This window comes from Mitsuokella apri, from assembly GCF_047974105.1.
In the GTDB taxonomy this organism is placed as follows: Bacteria; Bacillota; Negativicutes; order Selenomonadales; family Selenomonadaceae; genus Mitsuokella.
Genome location: NZ_JBHYRS010000011.1, coordinates 21654 through 43346, shown reverse-complemented (window position 1 = coordinate 43346; position 21693 = coordinate 21654). Strand labels below are relative to the sequence as shown.

Below are 21693 nucleotides of genomic sequence, written 5' to 3'. Positions count from 1 at the left end.
GAATGCAAAAATGGTGATTTTTGTGAGCTGACTTTTGTACTTATCCAGACAATCCTCAGAAAAGCCTGTTAAAATACCCTTATAAAGTGGGAGATTTGTGCCCTTTTTTATTATAGGGAGGTTTTTCTATGAAACGCAGGAAGGGATTTATTGCCATCCTGATACTTGTACTCGTGGCGATTGGTGTCAGCGGTTACTGCTACCAGTCGGCACGCACGCCGGAATATGCTCTCGACCAGCTGATGGAGGGCGTAAAAGAACATGATGAAAGTAAGGTGCAGCGCTATGCCGACCTTTCTTCTATCGTGACGACGAGTTATGATATGAGCACTGAGATATTGGCACGCGATATTGGCGTACTGCAGAAGGAATATCCGGAGGACTGGTTCTTCCGCCATGATACAGCTTTCATGAAGAAGTATATTGCTGAAAGGCGCAATGATGATATCGTTTTCATCAATCGCAGCCTTGAATTCTTCCTGAACCCGTCACTGACCCCGATTGGGGAGAATGACCAGAAGGCGCAGTGGCTGGCCGGAGAAGCCGATAAATTCACGCAGCACTATACGGCCAAGCTCGATAATGTGGAACGGAAGGGTGACTGGGCGGAAGCGACGTTCACAATCAAGGGGGATGATTCCGATTACGGCCGGCTCGTTCCGGAGATGACAGTCAAGGCTGAGCTCATGCAGCACGAAGACGGCCATTTCCAGGTCATGCGCATCTCCAATATTGAAGAAATGTTCCCTCCTGTCGTCAAGGGAATTGAAGATTACTGGACTCTGCAGGGATGGCAGTAAAACAAAAGCTCCTCATTTGAGGAGCTTTTTTCGTGACATTTGAGGGATTAATTTTTTTGTCCGAGCGGTGTTTTTTTGAGGATGCCGGCTGCGACCACGGCGATGATGCTGTTTAAGACACCTTCGGCGATGAGGCCGGGGGCCGAGGCGAGGCCGGATGCGAGGCTGTCATAGAGCAGGGCACCAAAGAGCGTATAAGCTGCGGCCATCCAGACGGAAGCAATGAGGAAGCCTGCGAGCAGGCGCACGGCGCCGGATTGTTTCATATCCGGGCGGATGACGCGCCAGGCGATGTCGGCCATGAAGAATTTGATGATGATGGTCGGCACAATCCAGAGCGGGAAACCGCCTAACAGGTCCGAAAGAGCCGAGCCGAAGCAGGCGGCGATCAGTGTTTCGCGGCGTCCGAGGAACAGAACCATGAGAAAGATCGCTGCATCGCCTAAATGTGCATAGCCGAGCGGGATGGGGATGCGCGGTACGAAGGTTGCAAGGAAGACGACGGCCGTCATGACAGCGGCGAGGCAGAGGTCACGCGTTGTCATAGAGGTAGAATGATTTACAGATGATGTCATAAGAATCCTTCTTTCTGTTTCAGGCTGACCTAAAAATTTGGACTTGTGTCCTTTTGCTAGATAGTATATACTGTTTTTGACCTTAAAAAAATATTCAAATTACGACGAAGAAATAAGATCAGACAGGAGACGCTATGCTGACCTATTCATTTGAAAATCTTGGGGACGAATCCCTATATGAACATCTTTACCGCTGTATCCGCACGGATATTCTCGCCGGCCGCCTGCAGGCCGGTGAAAAACTGCCGTCCAAACGTGCCCTGTCGCGTCAGCTCGGCATCAGCGTCATCACGGTCGAGGGGGCATATGGTCAGTTAGTCGCAGAAGGCTATTGTCAGTCGGTGCCGAAAAAGGGTTTTTTTGTCGCGAAGCTCACGAGCCTGCCCGTTCATCCGGCCGTATCGGAAAAGCGTCCTGCAGCATCAAAAAAGCCCAAGCGCCAGTATTTGGCCGATTTTACGGCGAACAGCCTGCGTCCTGCGGATTTTCCCTTTAAGACATGGACCCACCTTTTGCGCCAGGTTATGTCCGGTCAGGCCGAAGCCTTGCTGGAGCGTTCACCGGGCATGGGAATTTTGGCCCTGCGCGAGACGATTGCCGGACATTTGCGGAGTTTTCGCGGGCTCGATGTTAATCCGGGGCAGATTGTCATCGGTGCCGGCACAGAATATCTCTACGGCCTGCTCGTTCAGCTTTTGGGCCGTGGAAAATGTTTTGGCGTTGAGAATCCCGGTTTTGATAAAATCCGCAAGGTCTATAAAAAACACGGCGTACGCTGTGTGCCGGTCAATATGGATGAGCAGGGCATCTGCCCATCTGAACTGCTGGAAAAACAGGTCGATGTCCTGCATATCAGTCCTTCCCATCATTTTCCGACGGGCTGCATCACGCCCATCAGCCGGCGCTATGAACTTTTGGGCTGGGCCAGTGCGGCAGAAGGACGCTATATTATCGAAGATGACTATGACAGCGAATTCCGCCTGACGGGCCGGCCCATTCCGACGATGATGGGCATTGATGTCAGCGGCCGCGTTATTTATATGAATACGTTCTCCAAGACCTTGACCCCGACCATCCGCATCAGCTACATGGTTCTGCCGGAAAAACTCGTGCCGGTCTTTCAAGAAGAACTCGGCTTTTACAACTGTACGGTCTCAAATTTTGAGCAGTATACACTGGCGCGTTTCATCAAAGACGGTTATTTTGAGAAGCACATCAACCGCATGCGCAATTGCTACCGCAAACGCCGCGAGGCGCTGCTGCAGACGATGAAAGAGGGAGGTCTTTTTGCACATGCAGATATCATCGAGCGCGGCTCCGGCCTTCATTTCCTGCTGCGTTTCCATACGGAGAAGGAGGACGACAGGCTGCAGAAGGAACTTGCAGACAAAGGCATCCGCATGCGGCCGCTGCGCGATTATTATGACGGCGAAACGCCTGACGCTGCCCATATCTTTGTGCTCAATTATTCGGGCATGGAGGAAAGCGTTCTGCAGGAGGCCGTTTCGCGTATTGTTTCCTGCCTTGTATAGATATTTACTATACACCCAATAGGCAATCCATATTTTTCCTGTAATTCCATCCGTGATATAATAGGAAGGAACAAGAAATTAAGAATGGAAATTTTCCCTGCGTTACATCAAGATAGGAGTGCTTCATATGCTGATGGGTCTTACTGTGCCGAAACTTTTGCTGATTCTCGGAATCGGCCTGCTCGTCTTCGGGCCGGGCAAGCTGCCGCTCGTGGGCAAATCTTTGGGCAAGAGCGTGCGTGAATTCAAATCAGCTGTCTCGGAAGATGAAAAGACAGAGCCGAAACAGCTGGCTGCGGCTGAGCAGAAGACGGAAACGACTGTAAAATAAAAGAATAAAAGCAGAAATAAAAAGCCATGCCGGCATAAAAATGAAGGCATGGCTTTTTCTGTATTTTACATTTGCCTCTCATATGAGTAAAATGAAGGTGTGTATGATATTAAAGGAATAGGAGAGGTTTATGCAATTAAATGAATTAAAGGCAGGGGAACGTGCTGTCATCCGCAAGGTGGGCGGCACGGGGGCTCTGCGCCAGCATTTTCTTGATATGGGCGTGATTCCGGGAGCAGAGATCACGCTCGTGAAGTTTGCGCCCATGGGCGACCCGATTGAATTTCGCATTCAGGAATACGAACTGACGCTGCGCGTCGACGACGCCAAAAAAATCGGCATTGATAAAATGCCAGCCTGGGAGTCCGACCAGCATCCTGAAGTCAAGATTCCGCAGGAACCAACGGACCATCCGGGACTCGGCGAGGGCGGACGCTACCATGTACGCAAAGGAGAGCACCCCCTGCCGGAAAATCAACTTTTGACGTTTGCGCTTGCCGGCAATCAGAACTGTGGCAAGACAACACTTTTTAACCAGCTTACGGGTTCAAATCAGCATGTCGGCAATTTCCCAGGTGTCACGGTCGACCAGAAGAGCGGCAGCATCCGAGGCCACGAGAACACGCGCATTACGGACCTGCCGGGCATCTACTCGATGTCTCCGTATACGGATGAAGAGATTGTCTCGCGCGAATTTATTTTGCGCGAACAGCCTACCGGCATCATCAACATCGTCGATGCGACGAATATTGAACGCAATCTCTATTTGACTTTACAGCTCATTGAACTCGACCGCCCGATGGTGCTTGCGCTCAATATGATGGACGAACTCACGGGCAATGGCGGCTCCGTTGACATCAACGCGATGGAATCCATGCTTGGCATCCCTGTTGTGCCGATTTCTGCCGCGAAGGGCGAAGGCATTGAAGAACTCGTGCAGCATGCCCTGCACGTCGCGCATTATCAGGAAAAGCCGGGCCGCATGGATTTCTGTGATGCCGAAAGCCACCGCGGCGCCGTTCACCGCTGCCTACACGGCATCATGCATCTCATCGAGGACCATGCCAAGGCTGCCCGCATCCCGCTGCGCTTTGCCGCGACGAAGGTAGTCGAGGGTGACCACCGCCTCATCGAAGCTTTGATGCTCGACCAAAATGAGATGGATATGATTGAGCACATCATCTGCCAGATGGAGAAAGAGCGCGGGCTCGACCGTGCAGCGGCCATCGCGGACATGCGTTTCTCGTTTATCGGCAAACTCGTCAGCCGCACGGTGCACAAGGCACATGAGAGCCGCCAGCACGAGCGCAGCCGCCGCATCGATAAGGTCCTGACGGGCAAATACACGGCCATCCCGGCTTTTGTTGCCATCATGAGCCTCGTCTTTTACCTGACGTTCAATGTCATTGGCTCGGGACTGCAGGATTTGATGGCGGCCGGGATTGGCTGGCTGCAGGATGAAACGGATGCAGCCCTTGCGGCAGCCGATGTTAACGAAGCCATGCATTCTCTGGTGATTGACGGCATTTTTCAGGGCGTCGGCACCGTCCTGTCGTTCCTGCCTATCATCGTGACTTTGTTCTTCTTCCTGTCCCTGCTCGAGGACACGGGCTATATGGCGCGCATTGCTTTTGTTATGGACAAATGGCTGCGTAAAATAGGCCTTTCGGGCCGCAGCATCGTGCCGCTGCTCATCGGTTTTGGCTGCAGCGTGCCGGCCATCATGGCGACGCGCACGCTGCCATCGGAGCGCGACCGCCGCATGACGATTCTTTTGACGCCGTTCATGAGCTGTTCGGCCAAACTGCCGATTTACGGCCTTTTCATTGCAGCTTTTTTCGGCAATTACGGTGCCCTGCCGATGATTATCCTGTACTTTGGCGCTATGGCAGTCGGCATTATCGTGGCTTATCTCGGCAAGAACACGATTTTCAAGGGCGAGGCCGTGCCATTTGTCATGGAGCTGCCGAATTACCGCATGCCGGGGCGCCGCAATGTCATGCAGCTGCTCTGGGAAAAGTCAAAGGATTTTCTGGAACGTGCCTTTTCGGTCATCTTTGTGGCGACCATCGTCATCTGGTTCCTGCAGACGTTTGACTTCCGCCTGAACATGGTGACGGATTCCTCGACAAGCATGCTCGCGTCCATTGCCGGCGTCATCGCGCCGATTTTTGCCCCGCTGGGCTTTGGCGACTGGCGCATCTCGACCGCGCTTATATCGGGCTTTATGGCAAAAGAGAGTGTAGTCTCGACTTTGGGCGTATTGTTTGGCACAAGCGCTCTTTCGACCGTCCTGACGCCGCTTGCGGCAGCATCGCTTTTAGCGTTCTGCCTGCTCTACACGCCCTGTGTCGCGGCCATCGCTTCCGTACGGCGCGAACTCGGCACGAAATGGGCTGTCTGGGTCGTCATTTTCCAGTGCATCATCGCCTGGATTGTGGCGTTTATCGTCCATACCATTGGCATGCTTCTGTGATGTTATACAGCTTTTCGACCTTACCGTGCAATTGACAAACGGCAGTGCTTCAATAAGAGGCACTGCCGTTTATGTTATAGGATAGGTTATTGGTTGGTGCTGTTCTGTTTATCCTGCTCGACATAGCTGACAGGGAAGCCGTTATAGGTAAAGGTCTGACGCGTGCCCTGCGGGATTTTTTCGGGGGCATTTTCCGTGGCGTCGCCGGGACGTACGCGGCCGCGCTCATAAATGGTCGCACTGCTGCCAGTATCCGTATCGGAAGCAGCAGGCTTTTGCTGCTTCATAGTCGGTGCGACCGTGCTGTCCGGCTGGAAATCCTTAGAAATGCCATAAAGTGCGGCCTGATAGTAGGTGTCGAAGATACTGCCGTCTTTGAGGCCGGTGCCGGAGTACATGACATCGAAATCACTGTGGACTTTTTCAACGCGCTTCATGTTATCGGCGAAGTCCTCACGTGAGATGATGAGGTCGGCACGGTTTGGAAGCAGAAATTCATCGCCCGTGAAGAGAATGCGTCTTGTCGGGTCGAGGACAGCCAGTCCGCCGAGGGTATGGTTAGCATGAGGGAATTCGATGATGGTGAGCTCGCGATTGCCAAGGTTCAGCTTATAGCCATCCTGCACGGTGACGACCGGATAATCGCGCGGGAAGGAAAGGCCGGCAAAACTGTTGTAGGGAATCGTAGCGTAATTTACGCTGACTGGTGTCATAAAAGCGGCATCGAAGTAGGCATCATTGGCGGTGTGGTCAAAATGATAATGCGTGTTGATGACGTATTTGACCGGTTTGCCGCAAAGGGATTCTGCATAAGTGCGCAGATTGCCGGCGCCGTAGCCGCTGTCAATCATCACGCCGATCTCATCACCGGCCAGCAGGTAGCAGTAATCGCCGTCTGAGCGGATTTTCCAAGTATTCGGGGCAATTTGCTCCGATTCGAAGTACGGTTCATCCATGGGAACGAGCGAGCCATCGCTGTTTCGTATCATGACATCGTGTTTGGCAGAGAAATCAATAGCTTGTACGGGCTGCCAGATTTTTGACGTATCAATAGATGTCACGCCGTTGACGATATCGGCACTCGTGCCGGCATTAAGGCGTTTCGTAAGGATACGCGGCTCGGTGGGAGCTTTTTCCGGCGCGGCCAGGGCGGCATCGAGGCGGTCGATGTCCGTTTGGGCATCTGTGTCGCCGCTTGCCAGAGCTTTTTCATACCAGACGCGGGCTTCGGCGGCATTCTGCTCGACGCCGTGCCCATATTCGTAGAGATGGCCGATGCCGACTTTGCCAAGGCCGCCAACATGATCGCTGCGCACAGATGCTTTTTGGTAGAGTTCCATGGCCTTGTCATAGTCGACTTTTGTGCCAAGGCCATCTTCATACATATGGCCGAGCAGGGCCGTGCCCGTCACATCGCCGAGTTCGGCTGCTTTTTGATAATAGGCAAAGGCCTGTTTGATGTCTTTTTTTACACCATAGCCGTGTTCATAGCAGAGGCCAAGATAGCGGTAGGCTTTCATATGATTTTTGCTGGCAGCTTCGCGGAAAAAGGAGAGCGCTCGTTCATAATCCTTCGCTTCGTACGCTTCGACTCCATTTTCTATCATACCGCGGTCGAGAAAATTGCCCAATCCTCTTGTCATATCGTGAGGCGCTGCTGTTTCTTTAGAAACAGCAGCTGCCTGTGCGGCAGGAAATGGCATCAAAAGTGTATAGCTGCTGACGGCCAGTAGTGCTAAGGATATCGTTTGCCAAGTTTTACGCGTATTCATGAAAAAAATCATCTCTTTCTAGTTAGTGCCTCGCATCATCAAAAATATGAGAATACTTATCAAAAGGTATTTTATCCCAAATGTCTTAAATTTGAGGGCAGAAAGCAATTAAATTCATATAAAAAGAAAGCCGCTGGCTCATTTTGAGCACAGCGGCTTTTCACGTCATGTCAATCTTCGACGTCGCGCGTCTCAAGGTAGAAGAAAAACGCAGTGACGATGATGGCTAAGATCAGCCAGATAGAAGATGGCATAAGTACCTCCTGTCGATTATGGCACGGGGTGAATACGAATTTGTTTTTCTGATTTCAGTATATCAGAGGACAAGTGCTTCTGTCAAAACCTTTCCCCATGTTTCTTCAAGCATGGGGAGGCGCCAGCGCGCGTTGGCGGGACTCGTCGACGGCATGGCGTGAAAGGTGAGGTCCTCGCGTTTTAAGAGCTCTTTATTATAGCGCTTGAACGTCTGGGCGGATTTGCCGCCATTGAAGCAGATGGTCCTGATTTTGGGATACTCCCGAAGCAGGGCGGAAAAGTCATTGCCCTTTTCGTCATGGATGGCCGAATCAAGGCTGCCTTCGCGCTCGCAGCTGCCGATAGAGTCCCAGAGGGCAATGTGATGGCGCAGCAGCATGGCGAGTTTTTCTTCGTAAACAGAAGGGAGCTCTTCCTGAAGGAGATGGGCCATCATCGGCCAAAAGCGGTTCTGCGGATAGGCGTAGTACTGCTGTTCTTCAAGCGATTTGATGCCTGGCATCGAACCGAGAATCAGAACCGTGCAGTTTTTGTCGATATTGGGCTGCAGGCCGATACAGAGCATAAACGTCATTTCCTTCCTTAATACATCTGAAATACATTGATTATTTATCGGCAAAGGCCTTGGCGAGGTGCTGCAGGCCGTTTTCGAGCGTGCTCCACGGGCAGGCGATGTTGAGACGCTGGAAGCCACGTCCTGCTTTGCCGAAGATATGGCCGGAGTCGAGCCGGAGGTTGGCATCGTTGACGATGACATCGTCGAGTTCCTCATCTGTCAGGCCGTAGGCGGAAAAGTCAAGCCAGAGAAGATACGTGCCTTCTGGTTCGATGAGTTTGACTTTGGGCATCTTTTCGGCAAGAAATGCCTTCGTTTTCTGGTAATTGCCCTCGATATAGGCGAGGAGTTCTTTTAGCCATTCTGCACCGTGCTCATAGGCGGCCTGTGCAGCAAAGAGACCAAGGGCGTTGGGCTGGCTGTAGCCGGCTGCCGAGATTTCAGCACGGAATTTCTTGCGCAGCTCGGCATTTTCAATGAAGATATTGGAAATCTGCAGGCCGGCGAGGTTGAAGGTTTTCGATGGAGACGTGCAGGTGATCGTGCGGTCGGCGATTTCCGGCGCGAGGGACGCGAGCACTGTATGCTGGAAGCCCGGACGCACGAATTCGTGATGGATTTCGTCGGCGACAATCAGGACATTGTGTTTGAGGCAGATGGAAGCGATGCGCAGGAGTTCTTCGCGCGTCCAGACGCGGCCAGCCGGATTGTGCGGACTGCAGAGCAGGAAGAGCTTGACACCGTGCTCGACAATTTTTTTCTCAAAGTCGGCAAAGTCAATTTCGTAATGGCCATTTTGGAGGATGAGCGGACTGTTGACGAGCTCGCGGCCGTTCTGGCGGATCATTTCCGTGAATGGGTAGTAAACAGGCTGCTGCAGCAGCACGGCTTCGCCCGGTTTTGTAAAGCAGCGGATGGCCACCGCGAGGGCGAAGACGACGCCCGGCGTGATGGTCAGGGCCTTTGTGGACGGCGTCCAGCTGTGATGTTCCGTCATCCAGTTGACGATGACTTCTTTGTAGCTTTCCTTCGGGTCCGTGTAGCCGAAAATGCCGTGCTGGACGCGGCGCGTGAGTTCGTCGATGACGGGCTGCGGCGTGCGGAAGTCCATATCGGCAACCCAGAAGGGCAGGATGCCCTGCGGGTAGCCGCGTTCGACGGCAAAGTCATATTTGAGGCACGAGGTGCCGCGGCGGTCGATGATTTCATCAAAATTGACGGACATAAAAATCCCTCACTTTCTTATAGATTCAGCAGCATCAGGCATTGAGGGCCTGATCGAGGTCGGCAATTAAGTCATTTACATCTTCGATGCCGACAGAGAAGCGCAGCAGGCGGTCGTCAAGGCCTGTGCGTGCCAAAAGCTCTTTTGGCATTTCGGCATGAGTCTGGGCGAGCGGGAAGGTCAGGAGGCTTTCAACCCCACCGAGACTTTCGGCAAAAGCGATGAGTTTCAGGCGGCCGAGGAGGGCGGTGGCAAGTGCCGGCGTCTTGACTTTGAAGGAAATCATGCTGCCAAAGCCCGTGGCCTGACTTTTGTGGAGTTCGTGGCCTGGATGCTCGGGCAGGCCGACGTAGTAGACATCGGTGACATTCGGCTGTGTTTTGAGCCATTTGGCAATGGCAGCTGCGTTCTGCTGCTGACGCTCGACGCGCAGGCCGAGGGTCTTGATGCTGCGCAGCAGCAGCCACGAATCAATCGGCGTGAGGTTCGGCCCTTCGGATTTGATATAAAGGTCAAGATTTTTACCGTAGTCGGACTCGTCATCAGCGATGGCGATGACGCCCGCGATGATGTCGTTGTGGCCGCAGAGATACTTTGTGGCGCTGTGCACGACGATATCGGCGCCGAGCGTCAGCGGTTTCTGGAAATGCGGCGAAAGGAAGGTATTGTCGACGACGAGCAGGGCGCCGTTTTCATGGGCGAGCCTGGCGAGGGCGCGGATATCGCTGACGCGCATCATGGGATTTGACGGGGTCTCGATGAAAATCATTCTGGTTTCCGGACGGATGCTGGCAGCCGTTTTTTCAAGGTCTGCCGTATTGACATAATCATGCTTTACACCGTATTTCTTGTAAATGTCGTTGACAAGGCGCACCGTGCCGCCGTAAAGGTCCTCAGAAAGCAGGATGTGGTCGCCGGGGGTTAAGAGGTGCAGGGCCATGTTGATGGCAGCCATGCCGGAGGAAAGTGCCCAGGCGCGCTTGCCGCGTTCGAGTTTGGCGAGAACGTCTTCGAGTTCTTTGCGCGTCGGATTGGCTACGCGGCCGTAGTCGAAGCCTGTGCTCTGCTTATAGCCTGGATGACGGTACGTGGCAGAGAGGTAAATCGGCTCACTGATGGCACCGGTTGCATCGTATTGGTGACAGCCGTGTACCTCAAGGGTGTAATCGTTCATGGGAATTCCTCCTCAACATCAGCAGTATAAAATAAGAAAGACATATCGTTCCAGTATGTATATATGAGAGTATTATAAAGTACAGCTTTGCCGCTTGTCAATGCAGGATGAGGCAGAGCTGTGCGAAAGGTCAGCAGGGCAGGGCTAAGCGGCGCGTTTCCCCCTTGGCAAAGGAAAAATTGGCACTCGTGAGGTCGCGCAGCTCGGTCAGGCGCTTTTCTACGTCTGCGGGCGGCAGCAGCAGGTGCAGGGTGACGTTTTCGGCGTAATCGGCCGGCTCCGTGCGGATCTCTTCCTGGCGCAGCCAGTGCTCAATGGCAGCGAGCAGGTCATAGCCAATGGTCACGGAAAGCTCCGTAAATGGTGTCATTTCGATGCAGGCGGCTGCTTCGATGCCAAGCACAGCCGCGTGGCCGTAAGCGCGGATGAGACCGCCGGCTCCGAGCTTGATGCCGCCGAAGTAGCGTGTGACGACGATGACGACATCGGTCAAATCGTTTTTTTTGATGGCCTCGAGGATTGGATTGCCGGCCGTGCCGCCGGGTTCGCCGTCATCATTGGATTTCTGCTTGTCCGCGCGTTCGCCGAGCACGTAGGCTGAACAGTTGTGGCGGGCATCGAAGTATTTTTTCTTCATCGACTGGATGAAGGCGCGGGCTTCTTCTTCATTTTCAACATGGCGGATATGGGTGATGAATTTTGATTTCTGTATTTCATAGAGCGTTTCGACGGAAGCGTCTTTTTCGCGAATGGTTCGATAAAGGTTCATAGCTGCCTCCCTGAAAATTTCCTTCTTAATATTATACCGTATTTTTGCGGCTCTTGTCCTCATCAGAAAATTTTATTGACGAAGGTATGGTAATTACGCTCGTTTTGTAGTATCCTTTAGTAGAAATAATGGAAGTGTCGCGGATGGCAATGCTATACAAATCACAGATCGAAGCGGCGCTGGGAAGGTTGTGTTATTAAGGTAATGAACGAATCGAAAATGAACAGAGGGTTAAAGAATCGCCATCTGCAGCTGATTTCGCTGGGCGGGGTCATCGGCAGTGGTTATTTCCTCGGCACCGGGTATGTTCTCGAAAAAGCGGGCCCGGCCGCGATACTCGCCTATCTTTTGGGCGGGGTCATCGTGCTTTGCGTCATGCTCTGCCTTGCGGAGCTGGCGGTGGAAAAACCTGTTTCAGGTTCTTTTGTCACGTATGCGCGTGAGCATATCTCACCGACCTGGGCCTGCGGCGTGGGCTGGGCCTACTGGACGACCTGGGTTGCATACGTTCCATCCGAGATGATTGCCGCTGGCATCATCATGAATAATTTTATACCGGCAGTCAGTCAGCTCTGGTGGGCTGTTTTCTTTGGACTGCTGGTGACGATTCTCAATCTGTTTCATGTCGATAAGTTCGGCGAGAGCGAATTCTGGTTGTCTCTGATTAAGATCATCGCACTCGCAGCCTTTAGTATCGTGGCCGCGCTCATCTGCCTCGGCCTCATCGGCGACCAGGGCTATATCGGCACAAAGGTCCTTCTTGGCAGCGGCGGTTTCGCACCGAACGGCTACTGGTCCATCGTACTGACGATGGTCATCATCCTGGTCAACTTCCAGGGCACTGAAATTATCGGCCTTGCCGCCGGTGAATGCGAGAATCCGGAAAAGAGCATCCCAATTGCTGTGCGCAATGTGACGTGGCGCATCATCGCGCTCTACATCATCCCGATTTCGCTCTTGATTTCCATCCTGCCGTGGGATAAAGCCGGCCTCGACGAAAGTGTCTTTGCCGCAGCAGTCACACAGTATGGCTTCTCGGGCTTCGGCGCGTTCTTTGCATTTGTCATCCTGACGGCCGCCATTTCGTGTTCGAACTCCGGCCTTTACGGCGCAGCCCGTGCGCTGCACGCCCTTGCCCGCATGGATATGGCACCGCGCACGCTCGGCTACATCAACAAGAACGGCATGCCGTCGCGCTCCATTCTCGTTTCGATCTGTGCCTGCTGGGCCGTCATCCTGCTTTATTCGTTTGACCCGGATTCGGCGCTTTATACGTATCTTTTGGCTGTCTCGGGCTTTACGGGCGCCATCGCGTGGATTTCCATCTGCTGGAGCCAGTACCGCAGCCGCAAGCGCATGATTGCTCTCGGCACGGACAAAAAACTGCGTTACAAGACGCCGTTCTTCCCATATGTCACACTGTTTGGCATCTGGGCTCAGGTCTTCTGCCTCGTCGTCATGGTCTTCGAGCCGGAACTGCGTGAAGCCCTCTACGCCGGCATCCCGATGCTCATCGTCCCGATGGCATGGTACCGCCTGCGCCAGCGCCGTCGCGCCACAAGCGCCGCACGCGCACTTCATTGAATAAAATCCAAAAGCTGCTTTCCTTTGCTGGGAGAGCAGCTTTTTTATCTATTTTGTCTATATTGTATAAAGTGAGCAGGGACGAGGGGAGACAACGCTGCGGCAATGAGGGCGGTGCGGCGGCAGGGCCCCAACGTTCCGCGGCAAATTTCTGCTAAACCTATTTTTGTCTCCTAATTTATCCCGCGAAAAGAGTAAAACGCGCTGGTGCTTGAACGGTAACTCTTTTCGCGGGGAATAGAGGAAGACAAAAATAGGTTCTTCACGCAGAAATTCGAACGCTCCTCTTATTGGGGCTCTGCCGCCGCACCTTATGCACTTCCTTTTTGTCACTATGAGATGCTGCGTACTGTGCATAAACTTGAGGGCAGAGGGGAGACAAAAGCGGAGCATTGGCAGTTTGCGTAAAGAAAATATTTTTTGCCAACTAGAATCCCGGAAAAAGAACAATCGTTCAAGCGAAGCGCGTTTTTGTTTTTTTCGGGATGCCATAAAGGGCAAAAAATATTTTTAGCAAACTGCCCTGCGAAACGTTGTCTCCCCTCTGCCCGCCTCGTCATCGCAATTATATCTCGTTTTTGATATAGAAAAACCTCGCAAGTATTTCGTCTTGCGAGGTTTTGGGCAGATGTGCATTTATGAAAAGGAGCGCTTACGCTGCGGCTTTTTTCGCGGCGTATTTCTTTTCTTCCTGATCCATAACAATGGCTACAGCACCGTCACCCGTGATGTTCAGGCAGGTACGGAACATATCGAGGACACGGTCGATGCCGGCGACGAGGGCGAGACCTTCCATCGGGAGGTTGACGCTCTGCAGGACCATGGCGAGCATGATGAGACCGGCACCCGGCACACCTGCCGTACCGATGGAAGCGAGCGTACCCGTGAGGACGATCATGGCCATCTGGCCGTACGTGAGGTCAATGCCGAAGACGTTCGCGATGAACAGTGAGCAGACGCCCATGTAAAGAGCCGTGCCATCCATGTTGATCGTGGCACCAAGCGGCAGGACGAACGAGGAAACATCGCGCGAAACGCCGAGCTTTTCCTGCGAGTTCTTCATGTTGACCGGCAGGGCAGCAGCACTCGAGCACGTCGTGAAGGCAATGAGCATGGCTTCACTCATGCCGCGGAAGAACTGCATAGGCGTATGGCCGCCCCAGATTTTGGCAAGGGAAGAATACACGCAGACCGCATGGATGACGCAGCCAACTGCGACGCAGGCAATGACGGAAATCAGCGGCAGCAGGACGGACGGACCGTTCTTGGCGACGACCGGCAGGAGCAGGGCAAAGACACCGATTGGAGCAAAGCTCATGACGATGCCGATGATCTTATAGGAAACTTCTGCACAGGCATCGAAGAATCTGATGAGGAGATCGGCGCGTTCGCCGCCGACCTTCAAAATACCGACGCCGAGGAACAGTGCAAAGACGATGACCGGCAGAATTTCGGCTTTAGCCATGGACTGAACTGGGTTAGCCGGAACCATCGCAACGAAGACCTGCATGATGGAAGGTGCTTCTTTGACCTTGACGACTGCATCCGACGTCATCTGCAGGCCGACACCCGGATGTGCAAGACCTGCAACACCAAAGCCGATGACGATGGCGATAGCCGTCGTGACGAGGTAGAGGCCAATCGTCTTGATGCCGATGCGGCCGAGCTTTGTCGTATCGCCAAGGCTCGTCATGCCGACGACCAGTGAGCAGAGCACAACCGGTACAATCATCATCTTGATGAGGTTGATGAAGATCGTGCCGATTGGGGCAATCCACCAGTTAATGAAGGGAAGTGCAGGTTCGCCCGCAATCAGGCCGACTATGACGGCCAGTACGAGCGCAATAAAAATCTTGATTGATAAGTTCATGAGGCTCACTCCTTTAATTATGATGATGTATGATACCATTTCCTTATCATATTTTTAATTATAGATAAAATGTGCATCTTTGTCCATTAATAGAAGATATGTATACCGTATACATACAATATACAGAAACTGACATCGATTCCTGCGTGTATTGTTGTAAATAATCACTACAACAATAATATTTTCTTCAAAAATAATAGAAAAATACCTCGAAAAATTTTCGGATAAGATGATTGTCAAGGACTCTTACTTATGATATAATTTTTAGCGGTGTAAAAATAGCACGCGGCCTGATCGCTGCCCTGTGCCCCAAAGAGGGTGGTGCAGAGAGATGAAGGACGCGGAAGAAAAAAACAGGAGGTGCACCAACATGGCAGTTATTTCCATGAAACAGTTACTTGAAGCAGGTGTCCATTTCGGACATCAGACGCGCCGCTGGAACCCGAAGATGGCAAAGTACATCTTCACGGAGCGCAACGGCATCTACATCATTGACCTGCAGAAGACGGTCAAGAAGGTTGACGAGGCTTATGCTTTCCTGCGCAGCGTTGCAGAAGAGGGCAAGAGCGTTCTGTTCGTCGGCACGAAGAAGCAGGCTCAGGAAGCCATCAAAGAAGAAGCTACGCGTGCTGGCCAGTTCTATGTCAATGAGCGTTGGCTCGGCGGCATGATGACGAACTTCCGCACGATCCAGAAGCGCATTGCCCGTCTCAAAGAGCTCGAGGCTATGGAAGCAGACGGCACGTTCGAAGTCCTCACGAAGAAAGAGGTTCAGGGTCTCCGTCATGAGATGGAGAAGCTCGAGCAGTACCTCGGCGGCATCAAAGAGATGAACAAGCTGCCGGGCGCACTCTTCATCGTAGATCCGCGCAAGGAGCGCATTGCTGTCGCTGAGGCACGCAAGCTCAACATTCCTATCGTTGCTATCGTTGATACGAACTGCGATCCGGATGAGATCGACTATGTCATTCCGGGCAACGATGACGCTATCCGCGCCGTCAAGCTCCTCACGGGCCGCATGGCTGATGCAGTCCTCGAGGGCCGTCAGGGTGAGGACAGCGAAGCGGAAGCTGCTGAAGCTCCGGCTGCTGAATAAGATTCGATAAAAAGACCGGGAGGGGTAAGGGAGTTATCCCTTGCTCCTCTTTTTTATTAGGAGGAAAAGAACCAATGGCAAAGATTACGGCTGCAATGGTAAAAGAGCTGCGCGAGACCACTGGCGCAGGCATGATGGACTGCAAAAAAGCTCTGACGGCTACGGATGGCGACAAGGCAAAGGCAATTGACTGGCTCCGTGAAAAGGGCATCGCCAAGGCTGCGAAGAAAGCTGGCCGCATCGCTGCAGAAGGCGCTGTTGTCGCTTACATCAGCGAAGATGCAAAAGTCGGTGCTCTCGTCGAAGTCAACTGCGAGACGGATTTCGCTGCCGGCAATGAGCAGTTCCGTGCACTGGCAGAAAAGATTGCAAAACACGTCGCTGACACGAAACCGGCTGACCTCGATGCACTTAATAACAGCGAAATCGATGGCAAGACGGTAGCTTCCCTCGTAACGGAAGCTACGGCTACGATCGGCGAGAAGATTTCGCTGCGCCGTTTCGCCTGCTATGAGACGGAAGGCCGTGTCGCAAGCTACATTCACATGGGCGGCAAGATCGGTGTCCTCGTTGACCTGACGGGCGGCAGCGCTGAGCTCGGCAAAGATGTTGCTATGCAGATTGCTGCAGCAAATCCGATTGCTATCGATGAGACGGGTGTTCCGGCTGACGTCGTTGAGCATGAGAAGGAAGTTGCCCGCAAGCAGGCTGAAGAAGAAGGCAAACCGGCTAAGATCATCGAGCGCATCGTGGATGGCCGCATCAAGAAGTACTACAAAGAAGTCTGCCTCAATGAACAGATTTTCGTCAAGGATTCCGACAAGACGATCAGCGATATCCTCGGCGATGTCAAGGTAACGGCTTTCACGCGTTATCAGCTTGGTGAAGGCATCGAGAAGAAGCAGGAGAACTTCGCTGCTGAAGTCGCTGCTCAGATGAAATAATTACCGGAACGCAGGGTAAAAATGGAAAGAAAGAGAACACATAATGGATTGTGTTCTCTTTTTTTAAAGGTTATAATAGAGAAAGATGCAGTGATATTTAGATGGAGGTAAGTATTTTGGAAGCAGCAAAATATAAACGCATTGTCCTGAAACTCAGTGGTGAATCGCTCGCTGGCGATCAGGGCTTTGGTATCAATCCGGCTGTTGTCGAAGATATCGCCAAGCAGATCAAGAAAATCCGCGAACGCGGTGTCGATGTTGCCATCGTTGTTGGCGGCGGTAATATCTGGCGCGGTCTTGCTGGCTCTGCCAAGGGCATGGACCGTGCTACGGCAGATTACATGGGCATGATGGCTACGGTTATGAATGCACTTGCCCTGCAGGATGCCCTTGAAAAGCAGGATGTTGATACGCGCGTACAGACCGCCATCGAAATGCGTCAGGTCGCTGAGCCGTACATCCGCCGCAAGGCCATCCGCCATATGGAAAAAGGCCGTGTTGTCATCTTCGGCGCCGGCACGGGCAATCCGTATTTCTCGACGGATACGACGGCTGCCCTGCGTGCTGCTGAAATCGAAGCCGATGTCATCCTCATGGCCAAGAAAGGCACGGACGGCATCTATGACAGCGATCCGAACAAGAATGCCAATGCGAAGAAATTCGATTCGCTGACTTATATCGAGATCCTCAACAAGGGCCTGCAGGTCATGGATACGACGGCTACAAGCCTTTGCATGGACAATAAGATTCCGCTTCTCGTCTTCAATATCGATGATCACGAGAACATCGTCCGCGCTGCACTCGGTGAGGAAATCGGCACGACGGTAGGAGGAAAAGAATAATGGTAAAAGATATTCTCGCGTCCCATGAGGACCGCATGAAAAAGAGCATCGAAGCGCTCAAGCATGAATTTGCTTCGCTGCGTGCAGGCCGTGCTACGCCGTCCCTTTTGGACAAGGTCATGGTCGATTATTACGGTGCACCGACGCCTGTCAACCAGATTGCCAAGGTCACGGTGCCGGAGCCGCGTATGATTACGATTCAGCCGTGGGAAAAATCCATTCTTCATGATATCGAAGTCGCCATCATGAAGTCGGACCTCGGCCTTTCACCAAACTCGGACGGCACGGTCATCCGCCTTTCTATCCCGGCTTTGACGCAGGAACGCCGTCAGGAACTCGTCAAGACGGTCAATAAGAAGACGGAAGAGGCCAAAGTCGCTCTGCGTAACATCCGCCGCGATGGCAATGAAGCCTTCAAGAAGATGGAGAAAGCTAAGGAAATCACGGAAGATGAGTCGAAGCGCGGTCAGGAATCCATGCAGAAGCTCGTCGACAAATACGTCAAGCTTGCCGATGATGCCAAGGCCGTCAAAGAAAAAGAAGTCATGGAAGTCTGATTCACATGAATCCGAACTTTCCAGACGTATTGGCAAGGCCGCTTTCAGAAGCAGAGAACATGCTGCAGGAAGCTGGCTGCCAGTGGACGACAGAAATTACACGCCCTACGCGTGATTTTTTCAAGACAGATACAACCTGTCTCTATGTCGTACGGGAAAAGTTTCTTCCGAACGGCAAAATCTTGCTGACTCTTGCTGCAAAGCAGAGGAAGCTTGGAAAGGAGGCGAAATGATATGGCATACAAGATTACAGACGATTGCATTTCCTGCGGTTCCTGCGCTGCTACCTGCCCGGTTGAGGCAATCAGCGAGGGTGCAGAGCACTACGAAATCGATGCAGATAAATGCGTTGAGTGCGGTGCTTGCGCTGCCGGCTGCCCGGTATCCGCAATTGAAGCTCCCTGATGGATGATGAGCGGCCCCTCTTATGAATTTTTGAGAGGGGCTTTTCGTTATTTGTACATGATATGATATCCTCAGGATGGAGGACTTACCACATGTGGAAAAAGATATTCGGCGGTTCCAGACAGGAAAAGGACATAAAGCCCACTGGCATGGACCCGATCTATGATAGAATCAATTGGCAGCGTCTGCCGCGCCATGTTGCCATCATCATGGATGGCAACGGACGCTGGGCACAGAGCCGCGGTATGATCCGCACGGCCGGTCATAAGGCTGGCGTCAAGACGCTCAAGAATATCCTGAAGGCTGCCATCGACCTGCGCATCGAGGCCCTGACGGTCTATGCCTTTTCGACTGAGAATTGGAAACGGCCGCGCCCGGAAGTCGATTTTCTCATGAAGCTCTTTTCCGATTATCTGCTCAAGGAACTGGAAGAGATGAACGATTACAACGTGCGCATTCGTTTTATCGGCCGCAGGGAAGGCATGCCGGAAGGCCTGCAGCGTCAGATGAACGAAGCAGAGGCTCTCATGAAAGATAATACGGGCATCCGTTTCAATGTTGCAGCGAATTATGGCGGTCAGGATGAACTTCTGCGGGCAGCGCAGTCACTGGCGAAAAAAGTCGCTGCCGGAACATTTGCAGCTGAGGACATCGATGCTGAGGCCATGGAACAGGAGCTCGATACGGCAGGAGACCCGCCCGTGGATCTCGTCATTCGCACGAGCGGTGACCAGCGTCTTTCGAACTTTCTGCTCTGGCAGTCTGCTTATGCAGAATTTTACTTTACCGATGTCAATTGGCCGGATTTCACGCCAAAGTGCTTTGTCGATGCTATGGTGGACTTTGCCGGCCGTGACCGCCGCTTTGGCGGACTCACCAATAAATAAGGATAGGAGCGTTTTTCTTGTTTACCAGAATCATCACCGGAGTAGTCGGCATCGCCCTGGCTGCTCTTGTCATTCAGATGGGCGGGGCACTCTTTGCAGGGTTTGCCTTGGTGCTGTCTCTCGTTGCGTGGTTTGAATATGCGCGTGCTTTCCATAAAAAAGGCATGAATGTCACGTTCCTTACGGGCATTATCGGGCTGTTCCTGCTCTGGGGCTGTGCGTGGCTTGGCAATGCCGAAGAATCCATGGCAGTCAGCACGGGCATTGTCCTGATCGTCCTTTTGGAGAGCGTCCTTCTGCACGGCCGCGTTTCCTTTGTCGACGCCTGCACATCCGTGGCTGGCATCCTGTATCTCGGTTTTCCGTTTGCACATATGGTCATGCTGCGCTTCCTTTATCCGGAGCAGCAGCTCGCAACGTCCTTCGGCCCCTTTGAATTTGGCTGTGCCATGATCTGGATCATGTTCATCGGCACCTGGGCCAGTGACACCTTTGCGTATTTCACGGGATCGGCTATCGGCCGTCATAAACTCTGCCCGACCATCAGCCCGAATAAGACGATTGAGGGGTTCCTTGGTTCTGTCGTCGGCACGACGATTGCAGTCGCAGCTCTCGGTGTCTTTTTCTCCCTGCCGGTTATCGAGATGGCAGTTCTCGGTTTTTGTATTTCTCTTCTGGCAACACTGGGCGACCTCGTGGAGTCTGTGGCCAAGCGCTATACGGGCATCAAGGATTCCGGCAATATCATCCCGGGACACGGCGGTGTTTGGGACCGCTTTGACAGTGTGCTGTTTACGGCACCGCTCGTCTATTATTTCGTGCTGATCTCGGGCATCGGCCTGAAGTGAGGAAGGTTTTGAGGAAGATTTTTATGAAAAAGATTGCAGTCTTAGGCTCGACCGGCTCCATTGGCACGCAGACACTTGATGTGGTTCGTTCTCATCCGGAGCTTTTTCACATTTCCGTACTTGCGGCAAACTCCAGCGATGAACTCCTGGAAAAACAGATTCGCGAATTCGAACCGGAGCTCGCCGTACTCTCCGATGAAGCTGCCTACAAGCGTCTGAAAGAACGCTATACAGGCAGAACGAAGCTCGCCGGCGGCCGCCAGGCCTTTATCGATGCAGCAGCTTACGGGGATGTCGATACGGTCGTGACTTCCATGATGGGCTTTGCCGGTCTTGAGCCGACGATGAAGGCCCTCGATGCCCAAAAGAACATTGCTCTCGCGAATAAAGAGACACTTGTCGTGGCCGGTGAGATTGTTATGCGCCGCGCGCAGGAGCAGGGCGTATCCATCCTGCCTGTCGACAGTGAGCACTGCGCCTTTTTCCAGTGCCTGCAGGGTGAGAAGCGCGAGACGATTGAAAAACTCCTGCTGACCTGCTCGGGCGGTCCGTTCCGCGGCAGGAAGCGCGAGGAACTCGTCGGCGCAACGAAAGCGCAGGTCCTTGCACATCCGACTTGGAATATGGGACAGAAAATCACGGTCGACTCCGCCTCGCTCGTCAATAAGGGGCTGGAAGTTATTGAAGCAAAATGGCTTTACGGCGTCAGCTACGACCAAATTCAGGTTGTCGTGCATCCGCAGAGCATCATTCATTCGATGGTTGAGTTTGTCGATGGTTCCGTCATCGCGCAGCTCGGCTGTCCTGATATGAAGCTGCCAATCCAGTACGCGCTGACGTATCCGACGCGCCAGCCGTCAAATTTTGAACGCCTTGACTTCTGGAAACTCAAGGACCTGACGTTTGAAAAACCGGATACGGAGACGTTTAAGGGACTGCGCTTTGCCTATGAGGCAGGCAGGATGGGCGGCTCGATGCCCTGCGTGTTCAATGCGGCCAATGAAGTGGCGGTCAGTGCCTTCCTCAAAGGGCAGATTCATTTCCTCGATATCTACGATATCATCGAGGAGACGATGATGAAGCGCGCATGTGTGCTTTCTCCGACCTTGGAAGAACTTTTTGCCGAAGATCAGTGGGCGCGTGACTATGCCGGTTCCCTGCTGGCGAAAATTGCGCGCTGATATCCGGAATACCT

21 protein-coding genes are annotated in these 21693 nt (G+C 52.8%); 14 read left to right on the top strand and 7 right to left on the bottom strand.

From position 1 onward, the window contains the following. Positions 1-128: 128 nt before the first annotated feature. Positions 129-800: a hypothetical protein gene (locus tag ACE419_RS11235; protein WP_432646525.1), complete on the top strand. Its 672-nt coding sequence runs from the start codon at positions 129-131 to the stop codon at positions 798-800. 47 nt (positions 801-847) lie between these two features. Here the strand turns inward: ACE419_RS11235 and ACE419_RS11230 are convergent, their stop codons facing one another. Next, positions 848-1375, bottom strand: coding sequence for an ECF transporter S component (locus ACE419_RS11230; RefSeq protein WP_435722042.1), 528 nt, complete (start codon positions 1373-1375; stop codon positions 848-850). A gap of 134 nt (positions 1376-1509) precedes the next feature. Here ACE419_RS11230 and pdxR point away from each other — a divergent pair, with 134 nt between their 5' ends. The 3 genes from pdxR (at position 1510) to feoB (ending at position 5714) form a co-directional block, all read left to right on the top strand. Beyond that, a complete protein-coding gene (pdxR, locus tag ACE419_RS11225) occupies positions 1510-2907 on the top strand; it encodes a MocR-like pyridoxine biosynthesis transcription factor PdxR (RefSeq protein ID WP_435722041.1) in 1398 nt (465 codons plus the stop codon). Positions 2908-3037: 130 nt separating this feature from the next. Beyond that, positions 3038-3238, top strand: a complete 201-nt coding sequence (locus ACE419_RS11220) for a Sec-independent protein translocase subunit TatA/TatB (RefSeq protein ID WP_432646530.1) — start codon at positions 3038-3040, stop codon at positions 3236-3238. Between the two features lie 130 nt (positions 3239-3368). Beyond that, a complete protein-coding gene (gene feoB, locus ACE419_RS11215) occupies positions 3369-5714 on the top strand; it encodes a ferrous iron transport protein B (RefSeq protein ID WP_432646522.1) in 2346 nt (781 codons plus the stop codon). Between the two features lie 86 nt (positions 5715-5800). Here feoB and ACE419_RS11210 read toward each other — a convergent pair whose 3' ends face one another. The 5 genes from ACE419_RS11210 to ACE419_RS11190 all read right to left on the bottom strand — a co-directional run bounded on the left by ACE419_RS11210 (position 5801) and on the right by ACE419_RS11190 (position 11465). Then, complete coding sequence (locus ACE419_RS11210) at positions 5801-7357, bottom strand: MBL fold metallo-hydrolase (protein ID WP_432646521.1); 1557 nt, start codon at positions 7355-7357, stop codon at positions 5801-5803. Positions 7358-7802: 445 nt separating this feature from the next. Then, positions 7803-8306 carry a DNA-deoxyinosine glycosylase gene (locus ACE419_RS11205; protein ID WP_432646529.1) on the bottom strand — a complete coding sequence of 168 codons (504 nt, stop codon included), beginning with the start codon at positions 8304-8306 and terminating at the stop codon, positions 7803-7805. Between the two features lie 40 nt (positions 8307-8346). Continuing rightward, positions 8347-9522, bottom strand: a complete 1176-nt coding sequence (locus ACE419_RS11200; protein WP_432646520.1) for a MalY/PatB family protein — start codon at positions 9520-9522, stop codon at positions 8347-8349. A gap of 34 nt (positions 9523-9556) precedes the next feature. Next, positions 9557-10696 (bottom strand): trans-sulfuration enzyme family protein, encoded by a 1140-nt coding sequence (locus tag ACE419_RS11195; RefSeq protein WP_432646519.1) that lies wholly within the window; start codon positions 10694-10696, stop codon positions 9557-9559. A 130-nt stretch (positions 10697-10826) separates the two neighbouring features. Beyond that, complete coding sequence (locus ACE419_RS11190; protein ID WP_432646518.1) at positions 10827-11465, bottom strand: YigZ family protein; 639 nt, start codon at positions 11463-11465, stop codon at positions 10827-10829. 204 nt (positions 11466-11669) lie between these two features. On the opposite strand from ACE419_RS11190, the gene ACE419_RS11185 reads away from it, so the two are divergent. Continuing rightward, positions 11670-13049, top strand: coding sequence for an amino acid permease (locus tag ACE419_RS11185; RefSeq protein ID WP_435722040.1), 1380 nt, complete (start codon positions 11670-11672; stop codon positions 13047-13049). 652 nt (positions 13050-13701) lie between these two features. Here ACE419_RS11185 and ACE419_RS11180 read toward each other — a convergent pair. Continuing rightward, entirely contained in the window at positions 13702-14919 is a 1218-nt protein-coding gene (locus tag ACE419_RS11180) for a dicarboxylate/amino acid:cation symporter (protein WP_432646516.1), read from the bottom strand. A 370-nt stretch (positions 14920-15289) separates the two neighbouring features. Here ACE419_RS11180 and rpsB point away from each other — a divergent pair, with 370 nt between their 5' ends. The 9 genes from rpsB to ACE419_RS11135 all read left to right on the top strand — a co-directional run bounded on the left by rpsB (position 15290) and on the right by ACE419_RS11135 (position 21679). Next, the gene (gene rpsB, locus ACE419_RS11175; RefSeq protein WP_036378270.1) at positions 15290-16015 is read left to right on the top strand and encodes a 30S ribosomal protein S2; all 726 of its coding nucleotides are present in this window, start codon (positions 15290-15292) and stop codon (positions 16013-16015) included. A 74-nt stretch (positions 16016-16089) separates the two neighbouring features. After that, positions 16090-16959 carry a translation elongation factor Ts gene (gene tsf, locus ACE419_RS11170; protein ID WP_432646515.1) on the top strand — a complete coding sequence of 290 codons (870 nt, stop codon included), beginning with the start codon at positions 16090-16092 and terminating at the stop codon, positions 16957-16959. A 101-nt stretch (positions 16960-17060) separates the two neighbouring features. Then, positions 17061-17801, top strand: a complete 741-nt coding sequence (gene pyrH, locus ACE419_RS11165) for a UMP kinase (RefSeq protein ID WP_432646514.1) — start codon at positions 17061-17063, stop codon at positions 17799-17801. Next, the gene (gene frr, locus ACE419_RS11160; RefSeq protein ID WP_435722039.1) at positions 17801-18358 is read left to right on the top strand and encodes a ribosome recycling factor; all 558 of its coding nucleotides are present in this window, start codon (positions 17801-17803) and stop codon (positions 18356-18358) included. Before pyrH ends, frr begins: the two co-directional genes overlap by 1 nt. 5 nt (positions 18359-18363) lie before the next feature. After that, a complete protein-coding gene (locus ACE419_RS11155) occupies positions 18364-18591 on the top strand; it encodes an RNA-3-phosphate cyclase (protein WP_435722038.1) in 228 nt (75 codons plus the stop codon). A gap of 1 nt (position 18592) precedes the next feature. Next, positions 18593-18763 (top strand): 4Fe-4S ferredoxin, encoded by a 171-nt coding sequence (gene fdxA, locus ACE419_RS11150; RefSeq protein ID WP_036378266.1) that lies wholly within the window; start codon positions 18593-18595, stop codon positions 18761-18763. 92 nt (positions 18764-18855) lie between these two features. After that, positions 18856-19650 (top strand): undecaprenyl pyrophosphate synthase, encoded by a 795-nt coding sequence (uppS, locus tag ACE419_RS11145; RefSeq protein WP_432646512.1) that lies wholly within the window; start codon positions 18856-18858, stop codon positions 19648-19650. Positions 19651-19667: 17 nt separating this feature from the next. Further along, positions 19668-20498, top strand: a complete 831-nt coding sequence (locus ACE419_RS11140) for a phosphatidate cytidylyltransferase (RefSeq protein WP_432646511.1) — start codon at positions 19668-19670, stop codon at positions 20496-20498. A 23-nt stretch (positions 20499-20521) separates the two neighbouring features. After that, positions 20522-21679, top strand: a complete 1158-nt coding sequence (locus ACE419_RS11135; protein ID WP_435722037.1) for a 1-deoxy-D-xylulose-5-phosphate reductoisomerase — start codon at positions 20522-20524, stop codon at positions 21677-21679. The last annotated feature ends 14 nt before the right edge of the window (positions 21680-21693 follow it).